13 protein-coding genes are annotated in these 19069 nt (G+C 64.2%); 6 read left to right on the top strand and 7 right to left on the bottom strand.

Annotated elements, in window-relative coordinates:
* Both V7066_RS15890 and treY read left to right on the top strand, forming a co-directional pair.
* Positions 1–1015: DUF3459 domain-containing protein (locus tag V7066_RS15890; RefSeq protein WP_334183956.1), on the top strand; the 1015-nt coding region annotated here is incomplete at its 5' end.
* Positions 1012–3246: a malto-oligosyltrehalose synthase gene (gene treY, locus V7066_RS15895; RefSeq protein ID WP_334183957.1), complete on the top strand. Its 2235-nt coding sequence runs from the start codon at positions 1012–1014 to the stop codon at positions 3244–3246. The genes V7066_RS15890 and treY, both read left to right, overlap by 4 nt.
* Positions 3247–3326: 80 nt before the next feature.
* Here the strand turns inward: treY and V7066_RS15900 are convergent, their stop codons facing one another.
* The 4 genes from V7066_RS15900 to V7066_RS15915 are packed head-to-tail and all read right to left on the bottom strand — an operon-like array spanning position 3327 to position 10823.
* Positions 3327–5156: an acetyl-CoA hydrolase/transferase C-terminal domain-containing protein gene (locus V7066_RS15900; protein ID WP_334183958.1), complete on the bottom strand. Its 1830-nt coding sequence runs from the start codon at positions 5154–5156 to the stop codon at positions 3327–3329.
* Entirely contained in the window at positions 5153–7255 is a 2103-nt protein-coding gene (locus tag V7066_RS15905) for a 3-hydroxyacyl-CoA dehydrogenase NAD-binding domain-containing protein (RefSeq protein ID WP_334183959.1), read from the bottom strand. The genes V7066_RS15900 and V7066_RS15905 overlap by 4 nt, the downstream gene beginning before the upstream one ends.
* A complete protein-coding gene (locus tag V7066_RS15910; protein ID WP_334183960.1) occupies positions 7252–8550 on the bottom strand; it encodes an acetyl-CoA C-acetyltransferase in 1299 nt (432 codons plus the stop codon). Before V7066_RS15910 ends, V7066_RS15905 begins: the two co-directional genes overlap by 4 nt.
* On the bottom strand, positions 8547–10823 hold the full coding sequence (locus V7066_RS15915) for an acyl-CoA dehydrogenase (RefSeq protein WP_334183961.1): 2277 nt from the start codon (positions 10821–10823) through the stop codon (positions 8547–8549). Before V7066_RS15915 ends, V7066_RS15910 begins: the two co-directional genes overlap by 4 nt.
* Before the next feature lie 44 nt (positions 10824–10867).
* On the opposite strand from V7066_RS15915, the gene V7066_RS15920 reads away from it, so the two are divergent.
* From V7066_RS15920 to V7066_RS15930, 3 genes are read left to right on the top strand one after another with little or no spacing between them, the layout of a single operon-like run.
* Positions 10868–11194 (top strand): hypothetical protein, encoded by a 327-nt coding sequence (locus V7066_RS15920; RefSeq protein ID WP_334183962.1) that lies wholly within the window; start codon positions 10868–10870, stop codon positions 11192–11194.
* 47 nt (positions 11195–11241) lie between these two features.
* Positions 11242–12738, top strand: a complete 1497-nt coding sequence (locus tag V7066_RS15925; protein ID WP_334183992.1) for an ATPase domain-containing protein — start codon at positions 11242–11244, stop codon at positions 12736–12738.
* Positions 12728–15337, top strand: a complete 2610-nt coding sequence (locus tag V7066_RS15930) for an ATP-binding protein (RefSeq protein ID WP_334183963.1) — start codon at positions 12728–12730, stop codon at positions 15335–15337. The genes V7066_RS15925 and V7066_RS15930 overlap by 11 nt, the downstream gene beginning before the upstream one ends.
* Before the next feature lie 133 nt (positions 15338–15470).
* Here the strand turns inward: V7066_RS15930 and V7066_RS15935 are convergent, their stop codons facing one another.
* From V7066_RS15935 to V7066_RS15945, 3 genes are all read right to left on the bottom strand, one after another.
* Positions 15471–16763 carry a peptide MFS transporter gene (locus tag V7066_RS15935; RefSeq protein ID WP_334183964.1) on the bottom strand — a complete coding sequence of 431 codons (1293 nt, stop codon included), beginning with the start codon at positions 16761–16763 and terminating at the stop codon, positions 15471–15473.
* Between the two features lie 28 nt (positions 16764–16791).
* Complete coding sequence (locus V7066_RS15940) at positions 16792–17787, bottom strand: dipeptide epimerase (protein ID WP_334183965.1); 996 nt, start codon at positions 17785–17787, stop codon at positions 16792–16794.
* Positions 17788–18030: 243 nt separating this feature from the next.
* Positions 18031–18483: an Lrp/AsnC family transcriptional regulator gene (locus V7066_RS15945; protein WP_334183966.1), complete on the bottom strand. Its 453-nt coding sequence runs from the start codon at positions 18481–18483 to the stop codon at positions 18031–18033.
* A 164-nt stretch (positions 18484–18647) separates the two neighbouring features.
* On the opposite strand from V7066_RS15945, the gene V7066_RS15950 reads away from it, so the two are divergent.
* Positions 18648–19069 (top strand): thiamine pyrophosphate-dependent enzyme (locus V7066_RS15950; RefSeq protein WP_334183967.1); only part of this gene is annotated, 422 nt, incomplete at its 3' end.

Genomic DNA, 19069 nt, shown 5'->3' on the forward strand with positions numbered 1-19069 from the left:
GAACGCGCTTTACTGGCTGAGCGAATACCGGCTCGACGGACTGCGGCTCGATGCGGTCCATGCCATCGAGGACCATTGCGCCGTCCATTTCCTCGACGAACTGGGCGCGCGTGTGCGTGCCGCGGAATGGGGCAGGCCGATTCACCTCGTCACCGAGGACGAGCGCAACCTAGCGCGCTATTTTGCGCCCGGCGCGCCCTTCGACGCGACCTGGAACGACGACTGGCACCATGCCGTCCACTGCCTGCTCACCGGCGAGGACGAGGCCTATTACGCGCCTTTCGCGGTCGATCCGCAGGCCGATATCGAAACCGCCTTGCGCGACGGCTATGTCGAGCAGGGACAACCGCGCCCGGCCTCGAAACATCCTCGCGGCGAGCCTTCCGCCTCCTTGCCACGCACGGCTTTCGTGAATTTCCTCGGCAATCACGATCAGGTCGGCAACCGTGCGCGGGGCGAGCGTCTGCACCACCTCGTCACCGACCATACTGCCTTTCGCGTCGTCACCGCGCTGACTCTGCTCGCGCCGTCCGTGCCGATGATTTTCATGGGCGACGAGTTCCTCACCGATGCACCGTTCCTGTTCTTCGCGGACTTTACCGGCGACCTTGCCGAAGCTGTCCGCAAGGGCCGCGCGGAAGAATTCGCGCAGTTCGAGGCCTTCGGCGGCGAAGTCCCCGATCCGATATCGCCCGAGACCTTCGCGGCCTCGAAGATCGGCCGTCCGCTGCGCAAGGAGCAGCTTGAGCACGTGCGCTTCATCGGCGATCTCCTTGCCCTGCGCCGTTCCCATGTCATGCCGCTGCTGGCCGCGAATGCTGGGCCGCAGGTCGAGGTGGTACGGGAAGGCGCTACGATCGACGCCACCTGGAACTTCGGAAAAGCACGCCTCGCCTTGCGGGCCCGGCTCGGTGAGGGGAGTTTCGCCCCGCACGACGATCCCCTGCTCGTCATCGCAGATGAGACAAGTCCTTTCGCCTTTTCCGCCGCTCTCCTGCCGGAGCGTACCGCATGAACGGCTCTCCCCCTTTCGTCGCCACTTACCGCCTGCAACTCCGCAACGGCGTCGACCTCGATCAGGCGCGGGAGCTGCTGCTCTGGCTGGCCGAGCTGGGCATCAGCCATCTCTACCTGTCGCCGCTGTTTCATGCAGCCTCCGGCTCCACTCACGGCTATGACGTGATCGATCCCAATACCGTAGATCCTGTGCTGGGCGGGGAGGCGGCCTTCCTCGCTCTCAGCGATGCGGCGCGAGCGGCGGGGATCGGGCTGGTGCTCGACATCGTGCCCAATCACATGGCGTTCGTCCCGGAAAACCCCTTCATCGCGGATATCCTGCGCCATGGCCGGGACAGCCGCTTCGCCGAGGTCTTCGACATCGACTGGGACAAGGGAGCGCTGCATTTCCCGGTGCTGGACGGCATGGTCGAGGATGTGCTCGAAAGCGGGCAGATCGTCGTGACCGGCACTGCGCAAGATCCCGCGCTGGCAATCTACGGAGCGGCCTATCCGCTGCGCCGGACACCGCTGGCGCAGCGGCTGGTAGAAGACGGCGGGCTCGATGCGCCGACCCTGGCGGCGCTGCTTTCCGAACAAGGGTGGTCGGTCGGAGACTGGCGCGAGACGGCGGATGCGATCAGCCATCGCCGCTTTTTCAACATCACCGGCCTGATCGGCGTGCGTCAGGAAGACGCCGAGGTTTTCGACCTGACCCACCGCTGGATCGTGGCGCAAGTGCAAGCCGGACGTATCCAGGGCCTCCGGGTGGACCATATCGACGGGCTGGCGCGCCCCGGCGGCTATCTCCAGCGGCTTCGCGATGCCGTGGGAACCGTGCCGATCTGGGCCGAGAAGATCGTCAAGCCGGGCGAGAGTATCCCGGAATACTGGCCGATCGAAGGCATGACCGGCTACGAGTTCATGACGCCCGTGACCCGGCTGCTCACGGACGCGGCCGGCCTTTCCGCCATGCGGGAAGTCGCCGTGGGGGCGGTGCCGGAGGACATGCAGGCGGAAGTGCGAAAGGTGCGCGAGGAACTGCTCGGCGCGATGCTCGCCCCCGAACTGCGGCGCGTCGGAGCCGCTGCGGCGGCGGCACTTGCGGCGCCCGCCGAGGCGCCCACCAAGGCCCAGGGCGAGGTCGCCGAAGCCGTCGCGGATCTGGCCGTTCGCTGGCCGGTCTATCGGTCCTATGCGGCGGATGGCTTTCCGCTCGATCCCTGGTTCGAAGCCTTGCGCGGTCCCGGTTTGCCCGGGGCGCTGCTCGATCTGCTCTGCGCTTCCGACAAGGATGAGGCGGCTCGGGACTTCGCAGGTCGGTTCGAACAACTGACCGGCGCCCTGACGGCCAAATCCGAGGAAGACACCGTGTTCTTCCGGATGACGGCCTACCTTCCTTTTTGCGAGGTCGGCGCGGAGCCGGACCTGACCGCAATGACGGTCGGCGACTTTTCCAGCCTCATGCAGGACCGGGCCGCGCGCTGGCCTCTCGGCCTGAACGCGCTTTCGACGCATGATACCAAGCGCTCCGCCGATGCGCGCGCGGCAGTCATCGCGCTGAGCCATTTTCCGGACTTCGCCGAACGATTGCTGAGCACGGCCAGGGAAAGCGCGAAGAGGCATGATCTCCCGCCACGCTGGGGGCTGTATGTTCTGCAATCGGCGCTGATGCTGCGCGGCGAACCGGCTGCGTCCGAACGCCTGTCGGCGCACCTGTCGAAAGCGATGCGCGAGGCCAAGGACCTGTCGCAGCACGAAACGCCAGACGAGGATGCCGAAGGCAGGCTTGCCGATCTCGGCCGCGAACTGCTGGACGCTGTCGAAAAGGGGGAGGGCGGCGAGGTCGACGAATGGAGCCGGTTCGAAAGGCGCCGCGAACAAATCGTGCTGGCACACGTCGTGCTCCAACTGACGGCACCTGGAATTCCCGACATCTATCAGGGCTGCGAACTGATGGCCTCGCATCTCACCGACCCGGACAATCGCCGCGCCGTGGATTTTGCCGGACTCGCACAGGATGAAAGCGCGTCTTCTTTGCTTTCAGCGCGCAAGCGGAACCTCACCCGCACGCTGCTGCATCTGCGGCAGACCTATGCAGAACTCTTCACGAGAGGCGATTATGCCCTGACCGAGGAAACCGACCGGTGGCGCATCGTTCGCACGCTCGGGAGCAAGGCGATCGTCGTGGAGATGCCGCTGCCGCACGGGACTGTCCAGGGCGGATGGCAGGTGAGCGTGCTCGAGTGAACGGGCAGACCGGCATCGGAATGCTCTTCGTCAAGCAAGACTGGTTCGCAAGCGAATGCCCCGATCCTGAAACAGGAAATTCAATCCTTCGCCCTTAGCGCGCCCAGCACCAGTGCACGGTAACTGCGCTCACGGACGCCGTGGGGTTCGGCCAGTCCCAAGCGTTCGAGCGCTTCGGTCTCCTCCGCGCGAGGTTCGGTGACGGCAAATCCGCGCGCCATCAGCCCGGCCAGGGCGGCGGGACGATGTGCGGCCTGTGACAGGGACTGAAGCGCAGGCAAAAGCCGCTGCTCTACGGCGGTAAAGTCGGTGCCGAACGGATAGGGCGTGAACTCGGCGACAGGCAGGGCCGATTGGAGCCGGTCGGGCAAGTTGTTCCGGTTGATTTCGTCCGGCATCCAGTCCGCCCCGAGTTTCCCCGCTTTACGCGCCGTTTTCAGCAGTTCGTCCTGAAACCGGCTGTCGGCGATGGCAATGAGGCGCTGGATCACCCTCTCGTCGCTTATCCCGCGCAGGTCCGCGATGCCGTATTCGGTCACCACGATATCGCGCAAATGGCGCGGGATCGTCTCGTGGCCATAGGACCACATGATGTTGGAGCGAAGCTCTCCTTCATGCATGCGCGTTGCCGGAAGCGTGATGATCGAGCGCGCGCCCTCCAGTTCCAGCGCCTGGGCGACGAAGTTGTACTGGCCGCCGACACCGCTGACCACGCGCCCGTCCTCCAGCCCGTCCGAGACGGTCGCACCCAGCAGCGTCACCATCATCGCGCTGTTGACGAAGCGGGCGTCGACGCGGGCGGCGCGCTTTGCCTGCTCGTCGCCGTAGAGCGCGTTGATCCAGGAAATCCCGCGCATATGGATGCGGCCCCGGGTCTCCTCGTCCATTTCGCGCAGGGCGGCATAGAAGGCGCGCGGGCCGACGAAGAAGCCGCCGTGCAGCACGGCCCCTTCGACCTCGCGCTTGAGGATACCCGCGCGCAGCAGTTCGAGGAAGCCGTCGACCAGCATTTCGGTCGGCGCATACAGACCGCGCTCGAACGGCGCCGTTTCGGCGGGCGGGCGCGTTCCGGTCGTGAGGTCTGCAAGCGTGGAGGCAAACCGTTCAGGTTCGCGGTGTCTGACGATCAGAGCATGGGCCACCGCATCGCCGATCTCGCCGATGCCGATCTGCAACGAGCCGCCGTCGGCAACCAGCGAGGCGACATGCATGCCGATCGCATGCTGCTCCGGGCCGATCGGCTGCTTGGGCGGGCCGAACAGCGGAAAGCGGGTTTCCGCACTGTCGAGGATCATCGCGAAACGGCCGGCGGGGATTTCCGCAGGACCGGTCATGAACGGGAGTTCGTCGTTGACCTGGCCGACGAGCAGGAAGTCGGCCTTGCCCGCATCGCGCGCCGCCAGCAGGTCGAGCGTCATGTCGGTGTTGCAGCTCAGGCTGAAGCGGTCGCCCTGCCGGGAGACGATCTGGGCGATCACATTGACGCCCTGGTCGATCAGGCAGCGCATGGCATGGGTATAGTTGACCGAGATGTAGCTGCGCTGCGCCGTTTCGCTGCCGAGACGGCTGCCCGCCTGAAAGAAGAATTCGTTGACTGCGATATTGGGCGGCATGTCTTCGGCACGCTGGGCCGCGGCATAGGCAAATTCGGGATAGCCCCCCATGGTTCGCTCGAACACGGGTTCGAGGAAACGCCGTTCCAGTTCACTCCGGAGCGGAGGCCGCTCAAGCGTCAGCGCGGTGAAGATCGAGAGGCTGATGGCGGGATCGGCGCGGGCCATCTCGAATAGTGCATTGGCGATATGAGGCGCCTTGCCCAGCCCCAGCGGCAGGCCGAGAACGACGTGTCCGTTGGTTTGCTCGACAATGCGCCGGGCGATCTCGTCCGGGTCGGACAGGGTGATGCTCACCGAAAGGCATCCCACCCTAAATCGGGAGCGAAGCGGGCGCCGTAACGCTGTTCCAGCGCGCGAAGCGTGGTAACGACCTCCTCGACGCCGCGCTGCTTTGCGTAATGGATCGGCCCGCCTCTGAAAGGCGCGAAGCCGGTGCCGAAGATCATGGCCGCATCGATCACATCGGGATCGTCGCTGACCTTCTCGCGCAGTACGGCAGCAGCCGTATTGACCATCGGCAGGATCAGCCGGTCCGCCAGTTCCGGATCGGGAGGCTCGGCCCGGGCTTTGACCGGCTTGCCGTCGTGCCAGACGTAGATGCCTCTGCCGGTCTTCCGCCCCTTGTCGCCTGCGGCGACTTTGTCGGAAATCCATTGCGGCGCGTCCGGCAAGGGCCAGTCCAGTTCGCGCTTGAGCATCGCGGCCACGTCCAGCGCCACGTCGAGGCCGACCTGATCGGCCAGTTCCAGCGGTCCCATCGGCATGCCGAAGTCGATCGCGGCGCGATCGATGGTTTCGGGAGCGAGACCCTCGCCCATCAGGATCAGCGCTTCCGCCAGATAGGGCGTCAGGATGCGGTTGACGATAAATCCCGGCGCGCTGCGGGCCGGTGCCGGCAATTTGCCGATCCGCCCGACGAAGGCGCGGGCCGCCGCTTCGACTTCGGGCGCCAGTTCGTCGTGCGCGATCACTTCGACCAGATCGAGACGCGAGACCGGGTTGAAGAAATGGATGCCGACAAGCCGCTCCGGCCGTGCCAGCCCTTCGCGCAGTTCGGGTAGCGGGATGGACGAAGTGTTCGTCGCCAGGATCGCGTCCGGCTTCATGCGCGGCTCGATTTCGGCATAGAGCTTGCGCTTGAGATCAGCCTTTTCCGGCGCCGCCTCGATCACGAGATCGGCCTGCACGATGCCGAGTCCGTCCGGATCGGGGATCAGCCGGTCGAGCGCATCCCGCAGTTTCAGGCGGTCGCCATGGGCGATCTTTTCATAGAGCCTGGCGGCGCGGGCGAGGGCGCCGCCGATCGGCTCCGGCTTCACGTCGGAAAGGCTGGTACGCAAGCCTTTCCACGCGCACCAGGCGGCAATATCGCCGCCCATCGCGCCCGCGCCGATGACGTGAACGTGCAGAAGGGGCGGCGGCGGCGCCGCTTCGCCTGCCAGATCCTTGAGCTTCTGGCGCAGAAAGAACACGCGGATGAGGTTCTGGGCGGTGTCCGTCAGCATCAACCGCGCGAAGGAGGCGATCTCGGCATGTTTCATCGCCTCCAGGTCGCCGCCGTGTTCTTCCCACAAGTCGATCAGGGCGTAAGGCGCCGGGTAATGCGCGGAAGGCGCCTGCTGCTCGGACTCGGCGCGCATCTGGCGGGCGGCGATATGGCGAGCGGGCGCGCTGTCCTTGGCCCGGTCGACCAGACTTTGCCGCGCCTGCGGGAGCGTGCCTGCCACGGCCGCATCGACGGCTGCCTGAACATGTCGCTCAGGCACCAGGGCATCGACCAGCCCCATCGCCTTGGCCTGCCGGTCATGGATCGTCCTGCCGGTGAGCATCGCGCTCATCGCCGCGATCGGATCGCAGGTATGGGTGAAGCGGGCCGTGCCGCCGAGGCCGGGGTGAAGGCCGATCTGCACCTCGGGAAAGCCGAAGCGCGTGCCGTCCACCGCTATGCGCTGGGTGCAGGCGAGCGCAAGCTCCAGCCCGCCGCCCATGGCATAGCCGTGCATCACCGCGACGGTGGGAAAGGTCAGCGCCGCGAGGCGGTCCACCACGGCATGGGCCGCCTCGATGCGGCTGCGGATCGCGGCTTCGTCGACCACGCCGCGAAATTCGGCTATGTCCGCGCCCGCCAGAAAACCCTCGCGCTTGGCGGAACGGATGACGAGCGCCTTGGGCGCGCGTCCGTCGATGCTATCGAGGATCCGCGCAAATTCCTCCAGCACCTCTTGCGACAGGGTGTTCGCACTGGCGCCGCGCTTGTCGAGCACGGCCCAGGCGACCCCTTGCGCATCGCGTGTCAGCGTCCAGTGCCGCAGCGCATCCGACTTGTGGGGGGGAGGGCCGAGAGTGAGGTCGCGGTCTTTCAGATAGGCCCATACCGGGTCCTGCATGGTCATGTGCCTGCTCCCGTTCGTTCGATCAGCATGGCGCCGCCCTGGCCGCCGCCGATGCATTCGGTGGCGATGCCCCGCACGCTGTCGAGGCGCTCCATCGCCTTTACCAGATGAAGCGCGATGCGCGCACCGCTGGCGCCGACCGGATGGCCGAGCGAAATCGCCCCGCCATCGACGTTGATGCGATCGCGAGCAATGCTTCCGGCCGCACCGTCGAGGCCGAGGACGTCGCGGCAAAAGTCTTCGTCCTCCCAGGCGGCCAGGGAGGCGAGGACTTGCGCGGCAAAGGCCTCGTTGAGTTCCCAGAGGTCGATATCGCCGAGTTCCAGCCCGCCGCGCTTCAGCAGCTGCGTAGCCGCCAGTACCGGGCCAAGGCCCATGATCGCCGGATCGAGCGCCGACCATTGGCTGTCGACGATCCTGGCGCGGGGCGTAAGGCCGTGCTTCCGGAGCGCCTGCTCCGATGCCAGGATGGTCCAGCAGGCGCCATCGGTGATCTGCGAGCTGTTGCCGGCCGTCACTTTCCCGTAGGGCGGCTCGAAGACCGGGCGCAGCTTGGCCAGCCTGTCCGGGGTGCTGTCGGGCCGAACGCCGTCGTCATGGTCGTACACTGTGCCGTCGCGGGCGAAGGCCGGTACCAGTTCGCCCTTCAGCCAGCCCTCGGCCTTTGCCCGCGCGAGCCGCTTGTGGCTCTCCGCCGCATAGGCGTCGGCCTCTTTGCGGGAAATGCCGAAGAGGTGGGCGAGCACTTCGGCGGTCTGGCCCATGCCGAGGTCCGTGATCGGATCGATCAGCCCGCGTTCGAGGCCGACGACAGGCTTCAGAAACCCGGGTCGGAACCGTGCGGCCGCTTTCAGCATGCCGAGCGGGCCGTCCTTGCCTCCCTGCATCGCCGCGAGCCATTCCACAGCATCCTGCCGCAGTACCAACGGCGCATGGCTCAGCGCTTCGGCCCCGCCCGCAAGGATCAGGTCGCTGCCGCCGTCGGCAATGTAGCGATAGGCCGTGTCCATCGCCTGCATGCCCGATCCGCAGTTGATCTGGACCGTAAATGCGGTGGTCTGTGCCCCGCAGCCGAGCCGCAGCGCGGCAACACGTGCCGGATTGGCCTCGTCGGCGATGACGTTGACGACGCCGAGGATCACCTGGTCGATATCGTCCGGGACGAAGGGTTGGCGCAGTAGCAGAGGCCGTCCGCACTGCACGGCCAGATCGACCGGCGTGAATGGGCCGGGGCCGCCGCGCGCCTTGAGAAACGGCGTGCGCGCGCCGTCGACGATATAGACAGCGCGGCTCATTCGGCGTGCTCGTGTCGCGGGCTTTCGGAGGGAGAGGGGGTGGACGATGGGCGTGCCAGTTCCTCCGGCGCGAAATCGTCGACGGAGACGACTTCGGCAACGGCCGCGTCAGCCTCCCGCAGCCGTTCGCGTTCGTCGGCGGAGATCAGTCCTGCCGCCAGCGCCTTGTCGGCATCGCGGATGCGGGCCTGTTTCATACGGTCGTGGATGGGCTGGGTGGCGACGGTCTTGCGGAAAGCCTCGGTCAGGCGGGCGACGGCCTCGTCCTCGCCGCCGATGTAGACGTTCTCGACCAGACGGTCGCGCGCGGCGCAGGGTTCCAGCAGGATTTCGGCGCAGCGGCGCACGGTGCGGTCGGACGGGCCGTGACGGCGACGTCCCCAGGGCATCACGAAAAGTCGCAGCATCCAGCCGACCGGGCGCGCCGGGAAGTTCTCGATGATCTGCGCGAAGCTCTGTTCGATGCTGGCGAAGCCGCTCTGCATGCACCAGTCGAGCAGCGGCAAGTCGTCGTCCTGTCGCCCTTCGTCTTCCCAGCGCTTGAGTGCGCCCGAGAGCATGTAGAGTTCCGAAAGCACGTCCCCCAGTCGCGCCGAAAGCAGCTCGCGTCGCTTGAGTTCGCCGCCCAGCGTCAGGAAGGCGATGTCCGAGCAGAAGGCGAAGGCTGCGGCATAGCGGCTCATCTGGCGATAATGGCGCGTCGCCTTTCCGGCCCTGGGCGCAGGGGCGAAGAGGCCGCCACTCCAACTGCGCGCGAACGTGCGGATCGCGGTCTTGAGCGCATGGCCGACATGCTTCCACAACACCTGGTCGAACTGCGCCAGCGCCCGCCTGCGATCGGCATCGCCCACTGCGCGGATCTCTTCGAGCAGATAGGGATGCGCGCGGATGGCGCCCTGGCCGAACACCATCAGGCTGCGCGTCAGGATGTTCGCCCCCTCGACGGTGATGCCGACAGGAATGGCACGGTACTGACTGCCCATGTAGTTGCGCGGCCCCTCGATGATGGCCTTGCCGCCGTGGACGTCCATCGCATCGTTGATGACGACGCGCATCCGCTCGGTGGCGTGCAGCTTGAGGATCGAGGAAATCACGGCGGGATGGTTGCCTTGATCCAGTCCGGCGCATGTCAGCCGCCGTGCACCGTCGAGCAGGTAGGCATTGCCGGCGATCCGGGCGAGGCGTTCCTGGATACCCTCGAACTTGCCGATCGGCAGGTTGAACTGCGAGCGCACCCGCGCATAGGCGCCGGTCGTATGCGCCGCGAAAGCGCCCGCCGCCGCCGAGAGCGAAGGGAGCGAAATACCGCGACCGGCGGCGAGCGCGCTCATCAGCATCTTCCAGCCCTGGCCCACACGCTCCGGTCCGCCGATCACGTTTTCGAGCGGAACGAACACGTCCTTGCCCTGGTTGGGACCATTCTGGAACGTCTGCATCGAGGGGATGTGGCGGCGCCCGATGGTGACGCCGGGCAGGTCGGTCGGCACCAGCGCGACGGTGATGCCGATCTCGTCCTCCCCGCCCAGCAGATGGTCGGGATCGCGCAGCTTGAAGGCGAGGCCGAGGATCGTCGCAACCGGGCCGAGGGTGATGTAGCGCTTGTGCCAGTTGAGGCGAATGCCGAGTACCTCCTCGCCCTGCCATTCGCCCCGGCAGACCACGCCTTCATCGACCATCGCCGCGGCGTCCGATCCGGCTTCAGGGCTGGTGAGACCGAAGGCGGGAATCTCGCGCCCGTCGGCCAGACGGGGTAGCCAGTGCTCCTGCTGTTCCGGGGTGCCGAAACGGAGGATCAGTTCACCCGGTCCCAGCGAGTTGGGGACCATGGCCGTAACCGCGCCGGAGACCGAGCGCGTCGCGATCTTGCGGACGATCTCGCTATGGGCGAAGTTAGAAAAGCCGAGACCGCCGTGCTTTTTCGGAATGATGATGCCGAAGAACTTCTTGCGCTTCAGATAGTCCCAGGCCTCGGGTGGCAGGTCGTGCGTCTCCCAGGTCATGCGCCAGTCGTCGATCATCGCGCAGAGCGTTTCGACGGGGCTGGCCATGAAAGCCTGTTCCTCGGCCGTAAGCGTGGCGGGCGGCACCGCTAGCAGAGCCTCCCAATCCGGATTTCCGGTGAACAGGGCGGCGTCCCACCAGGTGTTTCCGGCCTCGATCGCCTCGTTCTCGGTGGCCGACAGCGCGGGCAGGGCGGACTGCACCAGCGAAAGCACCGGGCGTGTCAACAATTCGCGGCGGGCGCCGGTGACGGCGGCAGTGACAGGCGACATTCTCAGGCTCCTTCTCCAGCCACTTCAACGCGTGGAGCGCGGAGATGATCCATGCGGAACTGTCGGCGAGACCCTGCTTCGTGGCGCAGGCTTTGACGGCACTGCGTTCGGCAGCATTACAGCATGCGGATTCCGACTGGCCGGATCCGGCAATATCCTCGGGTCTTGCCACCGGCTGCAACAGGCTCGTCTGCGAAAGCGCTCACCCGAAATTTGGGCCGATGAAATCGGAACGTCTGGACCGGTTGGTCGTTGATGATGCCGTGTCGGTGTTGCAGCCTATCGCCGCAGCGCCATCGAAGCGCGTCAACGGTGCCGGATTTCGCGTTGCCGGGCCATTCGGATTGGGTTTGATCGGCTTTATTGGATAGAGCAAATGTCGATCGGCCAGGGAGCCAAGTCATCGGAGCAGGGGGCCATGAGCGACTTTCAGATTATTTCGACAGGGAACCCGGGACTGGATGTGGTTCTAAGGGGCGGCCTCCCGTCAAGCCGCCTTTACCTGCTCGAAGGCGCACCGGGGTCGGGCAAGACCACTCTTGCGCTGCAATTCCTTCGGGAAGGTGTTCGGAACGGCGAACGCGTACTCTACATCACGCTCTCGGAAACGCGCGAGGAGTTGCGTGTGGTCGCTTGGTCCCACGGTTGGGATCTCGAGGGCTTCGACGTATTCGAACTTGAATCCACGGAGAACATTTTCGGCGATGGACGGGAGCAATCCATTATCCATCCGTGGGAAATGGAGCTGGGCGAAACGATCCGGCTCATTCAGGATGAGGTGGAGCGCGTAAAGCCGAGACGTATCGTGTTCGACAGCTTGTCGGAGATGCGGCTTCTCGCCCAGGATCCGCTGCGATATCGAAGGCAGGTCCTGGCCCTCAAGCAGTTCTTCTCCGGCCGCGACATGACGGTCATTCTCGTCGATGACATGACCGGCGCAGGCGATGCTCGCGATGCCCACCTCCACAGCCTTTGCCACGGCGTCATTACGCTCGAACGGCTGACGCTCGAATTCGGTGCTGCACGCCGGCGCATGCAAGTGCAGAAATTGCGCGGCATCGATTTCATCGCCGGGTTTCATGACCTCAACATCCGCAAGGGCGGTGTCGACATCTTTCCGCGTTTGATCGCGGCCGATCATCACGCGGAATTTTCCGACGAGCCCGTGAAAAGCGGGGTGGTCGAATTGGACAATCTGCTTGGTGGCGGGCCTTTGCGGGGGAGCAGCATTCTCATCACCGGACCGGCGGGATCGGGCAAGACCACGATTGCGCTGCAGTATCTCTACGCGTCGTGTGAACAGGGCGAAGCCTGCACGATATTCGAGTTCGACGAGCGTATCGGTACACTGTTTTTCAGGGCCCGTGCCTTCGGGCTCGAAATCGATCGCCATGTCGAGAAGGGATGCCTCGACATCCAGCAGATCGACCCCGCCGAAATATCGCCGGGTGAGTTCGCCGCTCGCGTCCGGCAGGAGGTTGAACAGCGCGGCGTCCGCCTCATCGTGATCGACAGCTTGAACGGCTATCTCGCCGCAATGCCTCAAGAGCAGCAATTGCTGCTGCAAATGCATGAGTTGCTCTCCTATCTCAGTCAAAAGGGTGTCGTCACCTTCCTCATCAATCCGCAGCAGGGTCTCGTCGGCTCGATGTCGACGAGCCTCAACATCTCCTACATCGCTGACGCCGTCGTGCTTCTTCGGTTCTTCGAGGCGGGCGGACGCATTCGCAAGGCCATATCGGTCATCAAGAACCGCAGCGGCATGCACGAGGATGCGATCCGAGAGTTTCGCATCGACAAGGAAGGCGTGCGGGTCGGTGAACCTCTCACGGCATTCAGGGGGGTGCTTACCGGTACGCCCGAATATCTCGGCAACTCTGCTCCCTTGATGGAAGACCGGGCCAATGGCGCTTGAGGAGGCAGATGAAGGGCATCGCGTTCTCATCTGCGCACCGTTCGGACGCGATGCCGAAAGCGTGGCAGACCTCCTTGCAAGGAAACAGTACGAAGCCGTAATCTGCAAGGACCTTAAAGCGGTTGCGGCAGCGCTCGACGAGCAGGTCGGTACGGTACTTGTGACCCAGGAAGCGCTGCTCGGCGGCCTGTGCGAATTGCGCTTGGCACTCGATGCCCAGCCCCCCTGGTCCGACGTGCCTTTCATTCTTCTCAAGGCGCAGCGATCGGGGCGCTCTGCGGGAGATAACAGCCCTTCGCCGCTCCTCGATCTCGTGCGCAATACGGTCGTTCTCGAACGGCCGCTCGGTATCGCCTCGCTTGTCAGCGCGATCGCTTCGGCAATGCGCGCGCGACGCAAGCAGTTCGAGATGCGGGATCGCATGGAAGATCTGGCGGCAAGTGAAAGTCGTCTACGCCTCGCCACCGCAGCCGCCAATATCGGGACCTGGGATTTCGATCCCGGAAGCCGTTCCTTGCGATGGGATGAACGCTGCAAGGCCATGTTCGGCCTGCCTCCTGACGCGGACGTCAGCTATGAGGACAGCTTCCTTTCGGGGCTTCATCCGGCCGATCGCTCCCGCGCCGACGCTGCGGTCATGGCCGCTCTGGATCCTGATGGAAGCGGCCAATATGATATAGAGTTTCGAACCGTCGGCATTGCGGACGGAGTGGAGCGCTGGATCAGCGCAAAGGGTAGCGCGGTTTTCGAAAATGCCCGGGCAACGCGTTTTATCGGTACGGTCATCGATATATCCGCTCGCAAGATATCCGAAGCGGCGCTCGCGGCTTCGGAAGCGGCGCTGAGGGAGGAAAGTCTCGCCCTCGAAATCCTCAACCGAACGGGAGAGCGGGTTGCCGCCGAACTCGACCTCGATGCCCTGGTTCAAGCTGTCATCGATGCCGGACGCGAATTGACCGGTGCCGAGTTCGGTGCATTTTTCTATAATCGCATCGACGACGCAGGCGAAAGTTATCTGCTTTACAGCCTGTCCGGCGCCCCCATGGACGCGTTTTCGGGCTTTCCGATGCCGCGCAACACAGCGGTGTTTGGTCCTACATTCTCGGGTGAAGGTCCCGTGCGTTCGGGCGATATCCGCCGCGATCCTCGCTACGGCCACAGTGCTCCCTTCCATGGCATGCCCAAGGGACATTTGACGGTTGTAAGTTATCTTGCCGTTCCAGTGATCTCTCGATCGGGCGATGTTATCGGCGGCCTCTTCTTCGGACATGCTGAAACTGACCGCTTCGATGCCCGCTCTGAGCGGCTCGCCTTGGGCTTGGCCGCCCATGCCGCGATCGCCATCGAGAACGCGCGCCTGATTCAGGCCGCGCAACGCCTGAACCAGACCCTTGAACACAAGGTCGCCGAGCGTACAGCGGCCTTGGAAACGGAGATGGCGAGCCGTGCGCGTGCTGAGGCCGCCCTGCGACAAAGCCAGAAAATGGAAGCGGTCGGTCAGCTCACCGGCGGCATTGCCCATGATTTCAACAATATGCTCACTGGCGTTATCGGCGGGATCGATATCGTGAAGCGTCGGCTCGCCGCAGGGCGAACCGAGGATATCGATCGCTTCATGGACGCGGGCTCAGCATCGGCCCAGCGGGCGGCAGCACTGACCGCCCGTTTGCTCGCGTTCTCGCGGCGCCAGTCGCTCGATGCCAAGTCGACCGATATAAACGCTCTTACACGGTCGCTGGAAGACTTGCTCACGCGATCGATTCACGAAAATATTGCGCTCAAGATCGTGCCTGGGATCGGAAATCCTCATGCGGAAATCGATGGTAATCAGCTTGAGAATGCGATCCTCAACCTTGCCATCAACGCGCGGGATGCCATGCCGGATGGCGGCCTCCTTACCGTCGAGGTCAGTGTGGTCGAGGTGGACGAGGCTCGTGAGTCTGAAAAACTGGATATAGCTCCAGGCAAATACGTCGTCGTCGCCGTATCCGATACCGGTGTTGGCATGGTGCCTGATCTTCTGGAAAAGGTATTCGAACCGTTCTTTACCACGAAGCCGATCGGGCAAGGTACGGGCTTGGGACTCTCGATGGTCTACGGCTTCGTCCGACAATCGGGCGGGCAGGTTCGCATTCACAGCCAACCCGGCCAAGGAACCTCCATCAAGCTGCTTTTGCCTGCGACGGCAACCGGCGAAGATGACGTGGAGGACGATTTCGCGCTTGTCCATGAAGGGCAGGGCCAGACGGTTCTTGTCGTTGAAGACGATACCTCCGTCCGTCTTCTCATCTGTGAAGTGCTGGAGGAATTGGGCTACGCATCGGTGGAAGCCGGGGACGGCGTCGAAGCCATTCCTGTTCTGGAATCCGCAAGATCGCTGGACCTGATGATTTCGGACGTTGGCCTGCCAGGAATGAATGGGCGCCAGCTCGCCGAAGTTGCGCGTGAGCATCGTCCCCAACTCCCTATCCTGTTCGTGACCGGTTATGCGGAGAATGCCGCTATTCGCTCGGGCTTCCTGGGCACAAACATGGACATGATCACCAAGCCCTTCGCCTTGGACGCCTTGGCATTGAAGATACATGACATGCTGGCCTGACGGTAAAACCGAATAGGAACTTCGACCACACGCCAGATGAAATAACGCTAAATATAGCCGCTTCCCTGCGGCTGACTTGGAGCAGGATGTTTGAACGAACCTCGCGCGGTGCTTCTGGTCAGCCGTGAGATTGTCAGCACGTCCAGGATCGGTCCACACGGCGAACGGCGGGATCGAGAAAGTATAGAAGCAACGCTGCGGCAACGGCGATGGCTGAGAGCAGAGCAAAGTAGGCGCCTGGTTCCATCCGGCTCCACAGCATACCGACCAGACCCGCGCTGAGACTGCCCGCGAAGATCGCGAGATACCAGGCAGCCACGGTCGTCGCACCGAGGCGCGGCGGGGCGAGGCGTGCGAAAAGGCCGAGGCCGGTGGGCAGGATGAACAATTCGCCCGTCGTGAACAGGACGAAGAAGGCCACGAGCCAGAGCCAGTCGGCACGATCGCTGCCGGCCTGCCATGAGACGATCGCCAGCAACGCATAGGCCAGCGCGACGATCAGCGCCCCTTGCGTCATGCGCCGCGCGGGGGCGGCCTCGCGGCCCGCATCCGCGCGCTTGCGCCACACGGAAAGCAGGGGCGGCGTCAGCATCATCACCAGCAGGGGATTGAGTGCCTGGAACCAGGTCATCGGGATCGTCAGGCTGCCGAATTGGCGGTCTATCCCGCTATCGGCCCAGAGCGCGACGGTATTGCCCACTTGCTCGTAGGCGCCCCGGAACACCGTTACGCAAAGCCCGACGGCGGCGAGAACCATCCAGATGCGGCGCTCGCCGCCGGAGTGAACTTGCGTCTCGTCTTGCGTCCGGGACAGGGGAAGGCGCTCGGGCGGAAGGTGACGCTGGCCGAGGAGATAGACGAGCAGGCCCACGAACATGCCGATCCCCGCCGCTCCGAAACCGTAGTGCCAACCGTAGAGCTCGCCCAGTGTCCCGCAGATGAGCGGAGCCAGGAACCCGCCGATGTTGATGCCCAGATAATAGACGTTGTAGGCCCAGCCGCGCCGGGGGTCGCCCGGCGCGTAGAGGTCGTTGATCTGGCTGGGCAGGCTGGGCAGGAACAGGCCATTGCCCAGCGCGATCGTGGCAAGAGCGGCATAGAACAGCGGCTCGAAGGCCATCATGAAGTGACCGGCGGCCATGATCGTGGCGCCGAGCATGACCGCGCGGCGCTTGCCCAGCCAGCGATCCGCGATCATCCCGCCCAGGATCGGCGTGAAATAGGCGCAGGCGGTGTAGGCGCCGTAGACGAACGAAGCCTGCACCTGCCCCAGCATGAGTTGCCGGGTCATGTAGTAGACCAATAGCGCCCGCATGCCGAAGTAGGAGAATTGCTCCCACATATTGGTGAGGAACAGCACGGTCAGCCCTGGAGGCTGGCCGAACCAGTTGCGCGAAGGCGCGGTGCTCGCGGGGGTTCCGTGCATGTCTCTTACCCGATCGCCCGGAAGCTGTTCATGGATGGCCCCATAGGGATGCGTCGCAGTGGATCATGCCGTCTTCATAGAGTGCGCCAGGCTTGCGATCCTGCTTGAGAAACAGCGGCCCGTCGAGGTCCACGAGATCGCAGATCTGGCCGAGCAGGAAGGCGGGCGCCATGGCCAGGCTGCTGCCGACCATGCAGCCGACCATGACGCCAAGCCCGGCCTGACGCGCGGCGGCGGCCATGGCCAGGCCTTCGGTAAGCCCACCGCACTTGTCCAGCTTGATGTTGACCACATCGAACCGGCCTTTCAGATTCGGCAGGTCGTCCGGGGTGAGGGCGCTCTCGTCGGCCGCGATCGGGATGGGGGAGCGGAACCCGTCGAGATCCGCTTCCTTGCCTCGCGCCAGCGGTTGCTCGATCAGCGAGACCTCGGCCTCGACCATGGCGGCGACCAGGGCTTCGAGATCGCCTATGGCAAAGCCCTGATTGGCGTCGACGCCCAGCCAGACTTCGGGACAGGCTTCGCGGATGGCCTTGACCCGGGCAATGTCGAGAGGGAGGTCGCCGGTCAGCTTGATCTTGATGGCGCGCGCCTGGGCATGACGCCGTGCGCGCAGGGCCATTTCCGAGGGCGTGTCGGCACCCAGGGTGAAAGTCGTCCTCAGGGGAGACGGGGCGGTAAGTCCGGCCAATTCCCACGCCGGGCGGCCCGATCGGCGCGCTTCCAGATCCCAGAGCGCGGCATCCACGGCGTTGCGCGCGCCGCCTGACGGCAGGATCGCGCGGAGTGCTTCGCGCGGGGGATGGGCTTCGATCTCGCTGCGGGCATCTTCCAGGCAAGCCAGCATCTGCGGGATATCGTCACCCACGTAATAGACGCCGCTCGCCTCGCCGCGTGCGAGATGACGGCCGTCGTCCAGCGTGACGACCATCACTTCCGCGCGGTCGATCTCGCGGCCCGATATGCGGAAAGGTTCGGCAAGAAGCAGCGTCTCGATCGATGCGCCGAGCTTGAGCGACGGCATCAGATCGCCTCCCTTTTCCGGACAATCCGAAGCGTAGGGGGCGTAGGCGCCGATCGATGGAAGCATTGGATCATGAAGCATTCCCCCTTGGAGGAGAGCGGGCGATACGGCCTCATCCTCTCCTTCCCGCAGCGTCGGATCTCTTTCAGCTATTGGCCGGGCGAGAATCAGCACCAGATTGGAGAATGATATTTTCCAATTGGAGAATTTCAACTGTTTTAGAAAATTATTCGAGAAGGCCTGTCATATCGGCAGGACGGTGGTTTCCTTGACCCGCTTCAAGGCGAAGCTGGAGTTGATCGAACCGACGCCCGGCAGGTGCAGAAGTTCGCGCTTCAGAAAGCGTTCGTAGGCCTCGACGCTGGCGACGATCACCCGCAGCAGGTAATCGCTTTCGCCGCTCATCGAGAAACATTCGATGATTTCCGAATGCTTCTCGACCGCGCTTTCCAGCGCTTCCAGCGTCGCCTCGTCGTGCGATTTGAGCTTGATATAGGCGAAGACGTTGACCGTCAGCCCCAGCATGGCGGGATCCAGCAGCACCGCGCGGCCCCGGATGGTGCCCTGGCTTTCCAGCTTCTTGAGGCGCCGCCAGCACGGTGTCTGCGAAAGGCCCACCAGGGGAGCAAGGTCGGCAAGCGGCATTTCGGGATGATCCTGCAAGGTTCGCAATATCTTGCGGTCGATATCGTCCATTCTTCGATTCCCGATCATCTCTGCTGGATTGGAATGATATCCTATCATTGGCTTCAATATGAGAACATAGTGTTCGTTTAAATGCCAAAATTGAGAAAATTAGAACAGGATTTTCCTGCGCCCGCTCCTTAGCTTCCCCAGCCAGACCAACGGGAAGGGGAATCATGGCGAACCGGCCACCACTCGATCTGCATATTCCAGAGCCGCCCGCGCGGCCGGGGGATGCAGCAACTTTCGACCATCTGGATATCCCTGCTGCCGGCCTCGTTCGCCGTCCCGATCCGCTCGGCAATGCTGCGGACATGCGCGATTTGCCGTTCGAACTCATTCGCGTGCTGGACGAGGATGGCCAGGCGGTGGGGCCGTGGAAGCCCGAACTTTCGCCCGACCTGATGCGCAGGGGACTGCGCGCCATGCTCCGTACCCGCGCCTTCGACGACCGGCTGTTCCGCGCCCACCGACAGGGCAAGACCAGCTTCTACATGAAATCCACCGGCGAGGAGGCCATTCCGGCGGCGCAGGCGCTTGTGCTCGAGTCCGGCGACATGTGCTTTCCCACCTACCGGGTGATGGGCTGGCTTCATGC

It is taken from the genome of Novosphingobium sp. (assembly GCF_036820275.1).
Classification (GTDB): domain Bacteria; phylum Pseudomonadota; class Alphaproteobacteria; order Sphingomonadales; family Sphingomonadaceae; genus Novosphingobium.

Excerpts from the sequence above, each read along its gene's own strand:
- V7066_RS15910 (WP_334183960.1), bottom strand. The coding sequence starts at position 8,550 with ATGAGCCGCGCTGTCTATATCGTCGACGGCGCGCGCACGCCGTTTCTC.
- V7066_RS15925 (WP_334183992.1), top strand. The coding sequence starts at position 11,242 with ATGAGCGACTTTCAGATTATTTCGACAGGGAACCCGGGACTGGATGTG.
- V7066_RS15940 (WP_334183965.1), bottom strand. The coding sequence starts at position 17,787 with ATGCCGTCGCTCAAGCTCGGCGCATCGATCGAGACGCTGCTTCTTGCC.
- V7066_RS15930 (WP_334183963.1), top strand. The coding sequence starts at position 12,728 with ATGGCGCTTGAGGAGGCAGATGAAGGGCATCGCGTTCTCATCTGCGCA.
- V7066_RS15945 (WP_334183966.1), bottom strand. The coding sequence starts at position 18,483 with ATGGACGATATCGACCGCAAGATATTGCGAACCTTGCAGGATCATCCC.
- V7066_RS15905 (WP_334183959.1), bottom strand. The coding sequence starts at position 7,255 with ATGACCATGCAGGACCCGGTATGGGCCTATCTGAAAGACCGCGACCTC.
- V7066_RS15920 (WP_334183962.1), top strand. The coding sequence starts at position 10,868 with ATGATCCATGCGGAACTGTCGGCGAGACCCTGCTTCGTGGCGCAGGCT.
- V7066_RS15915 (WP_334183961.1), bottom strand. The coding sequence starts at position 10,823 with ATGTCGCCTGTCACTGCCGCCGTCACCGGCGCCCGCCGCGAATTGTTG.
- treY (WP_334183957.1), top strand. The coding sequence starts at position 1,012 with ATGAACGGCTCTCCCCCTTTCGTCGCCACTTACCGCCTGCAACTCCGC.
- V7066_RS15935 (WP_334183964.1), bottom strand. The coding sequence starts at position 16,763 with ATGCACGGAACCCCCGCGAGCACCGCGCCTTCGCGCAACTGGTTCGGC.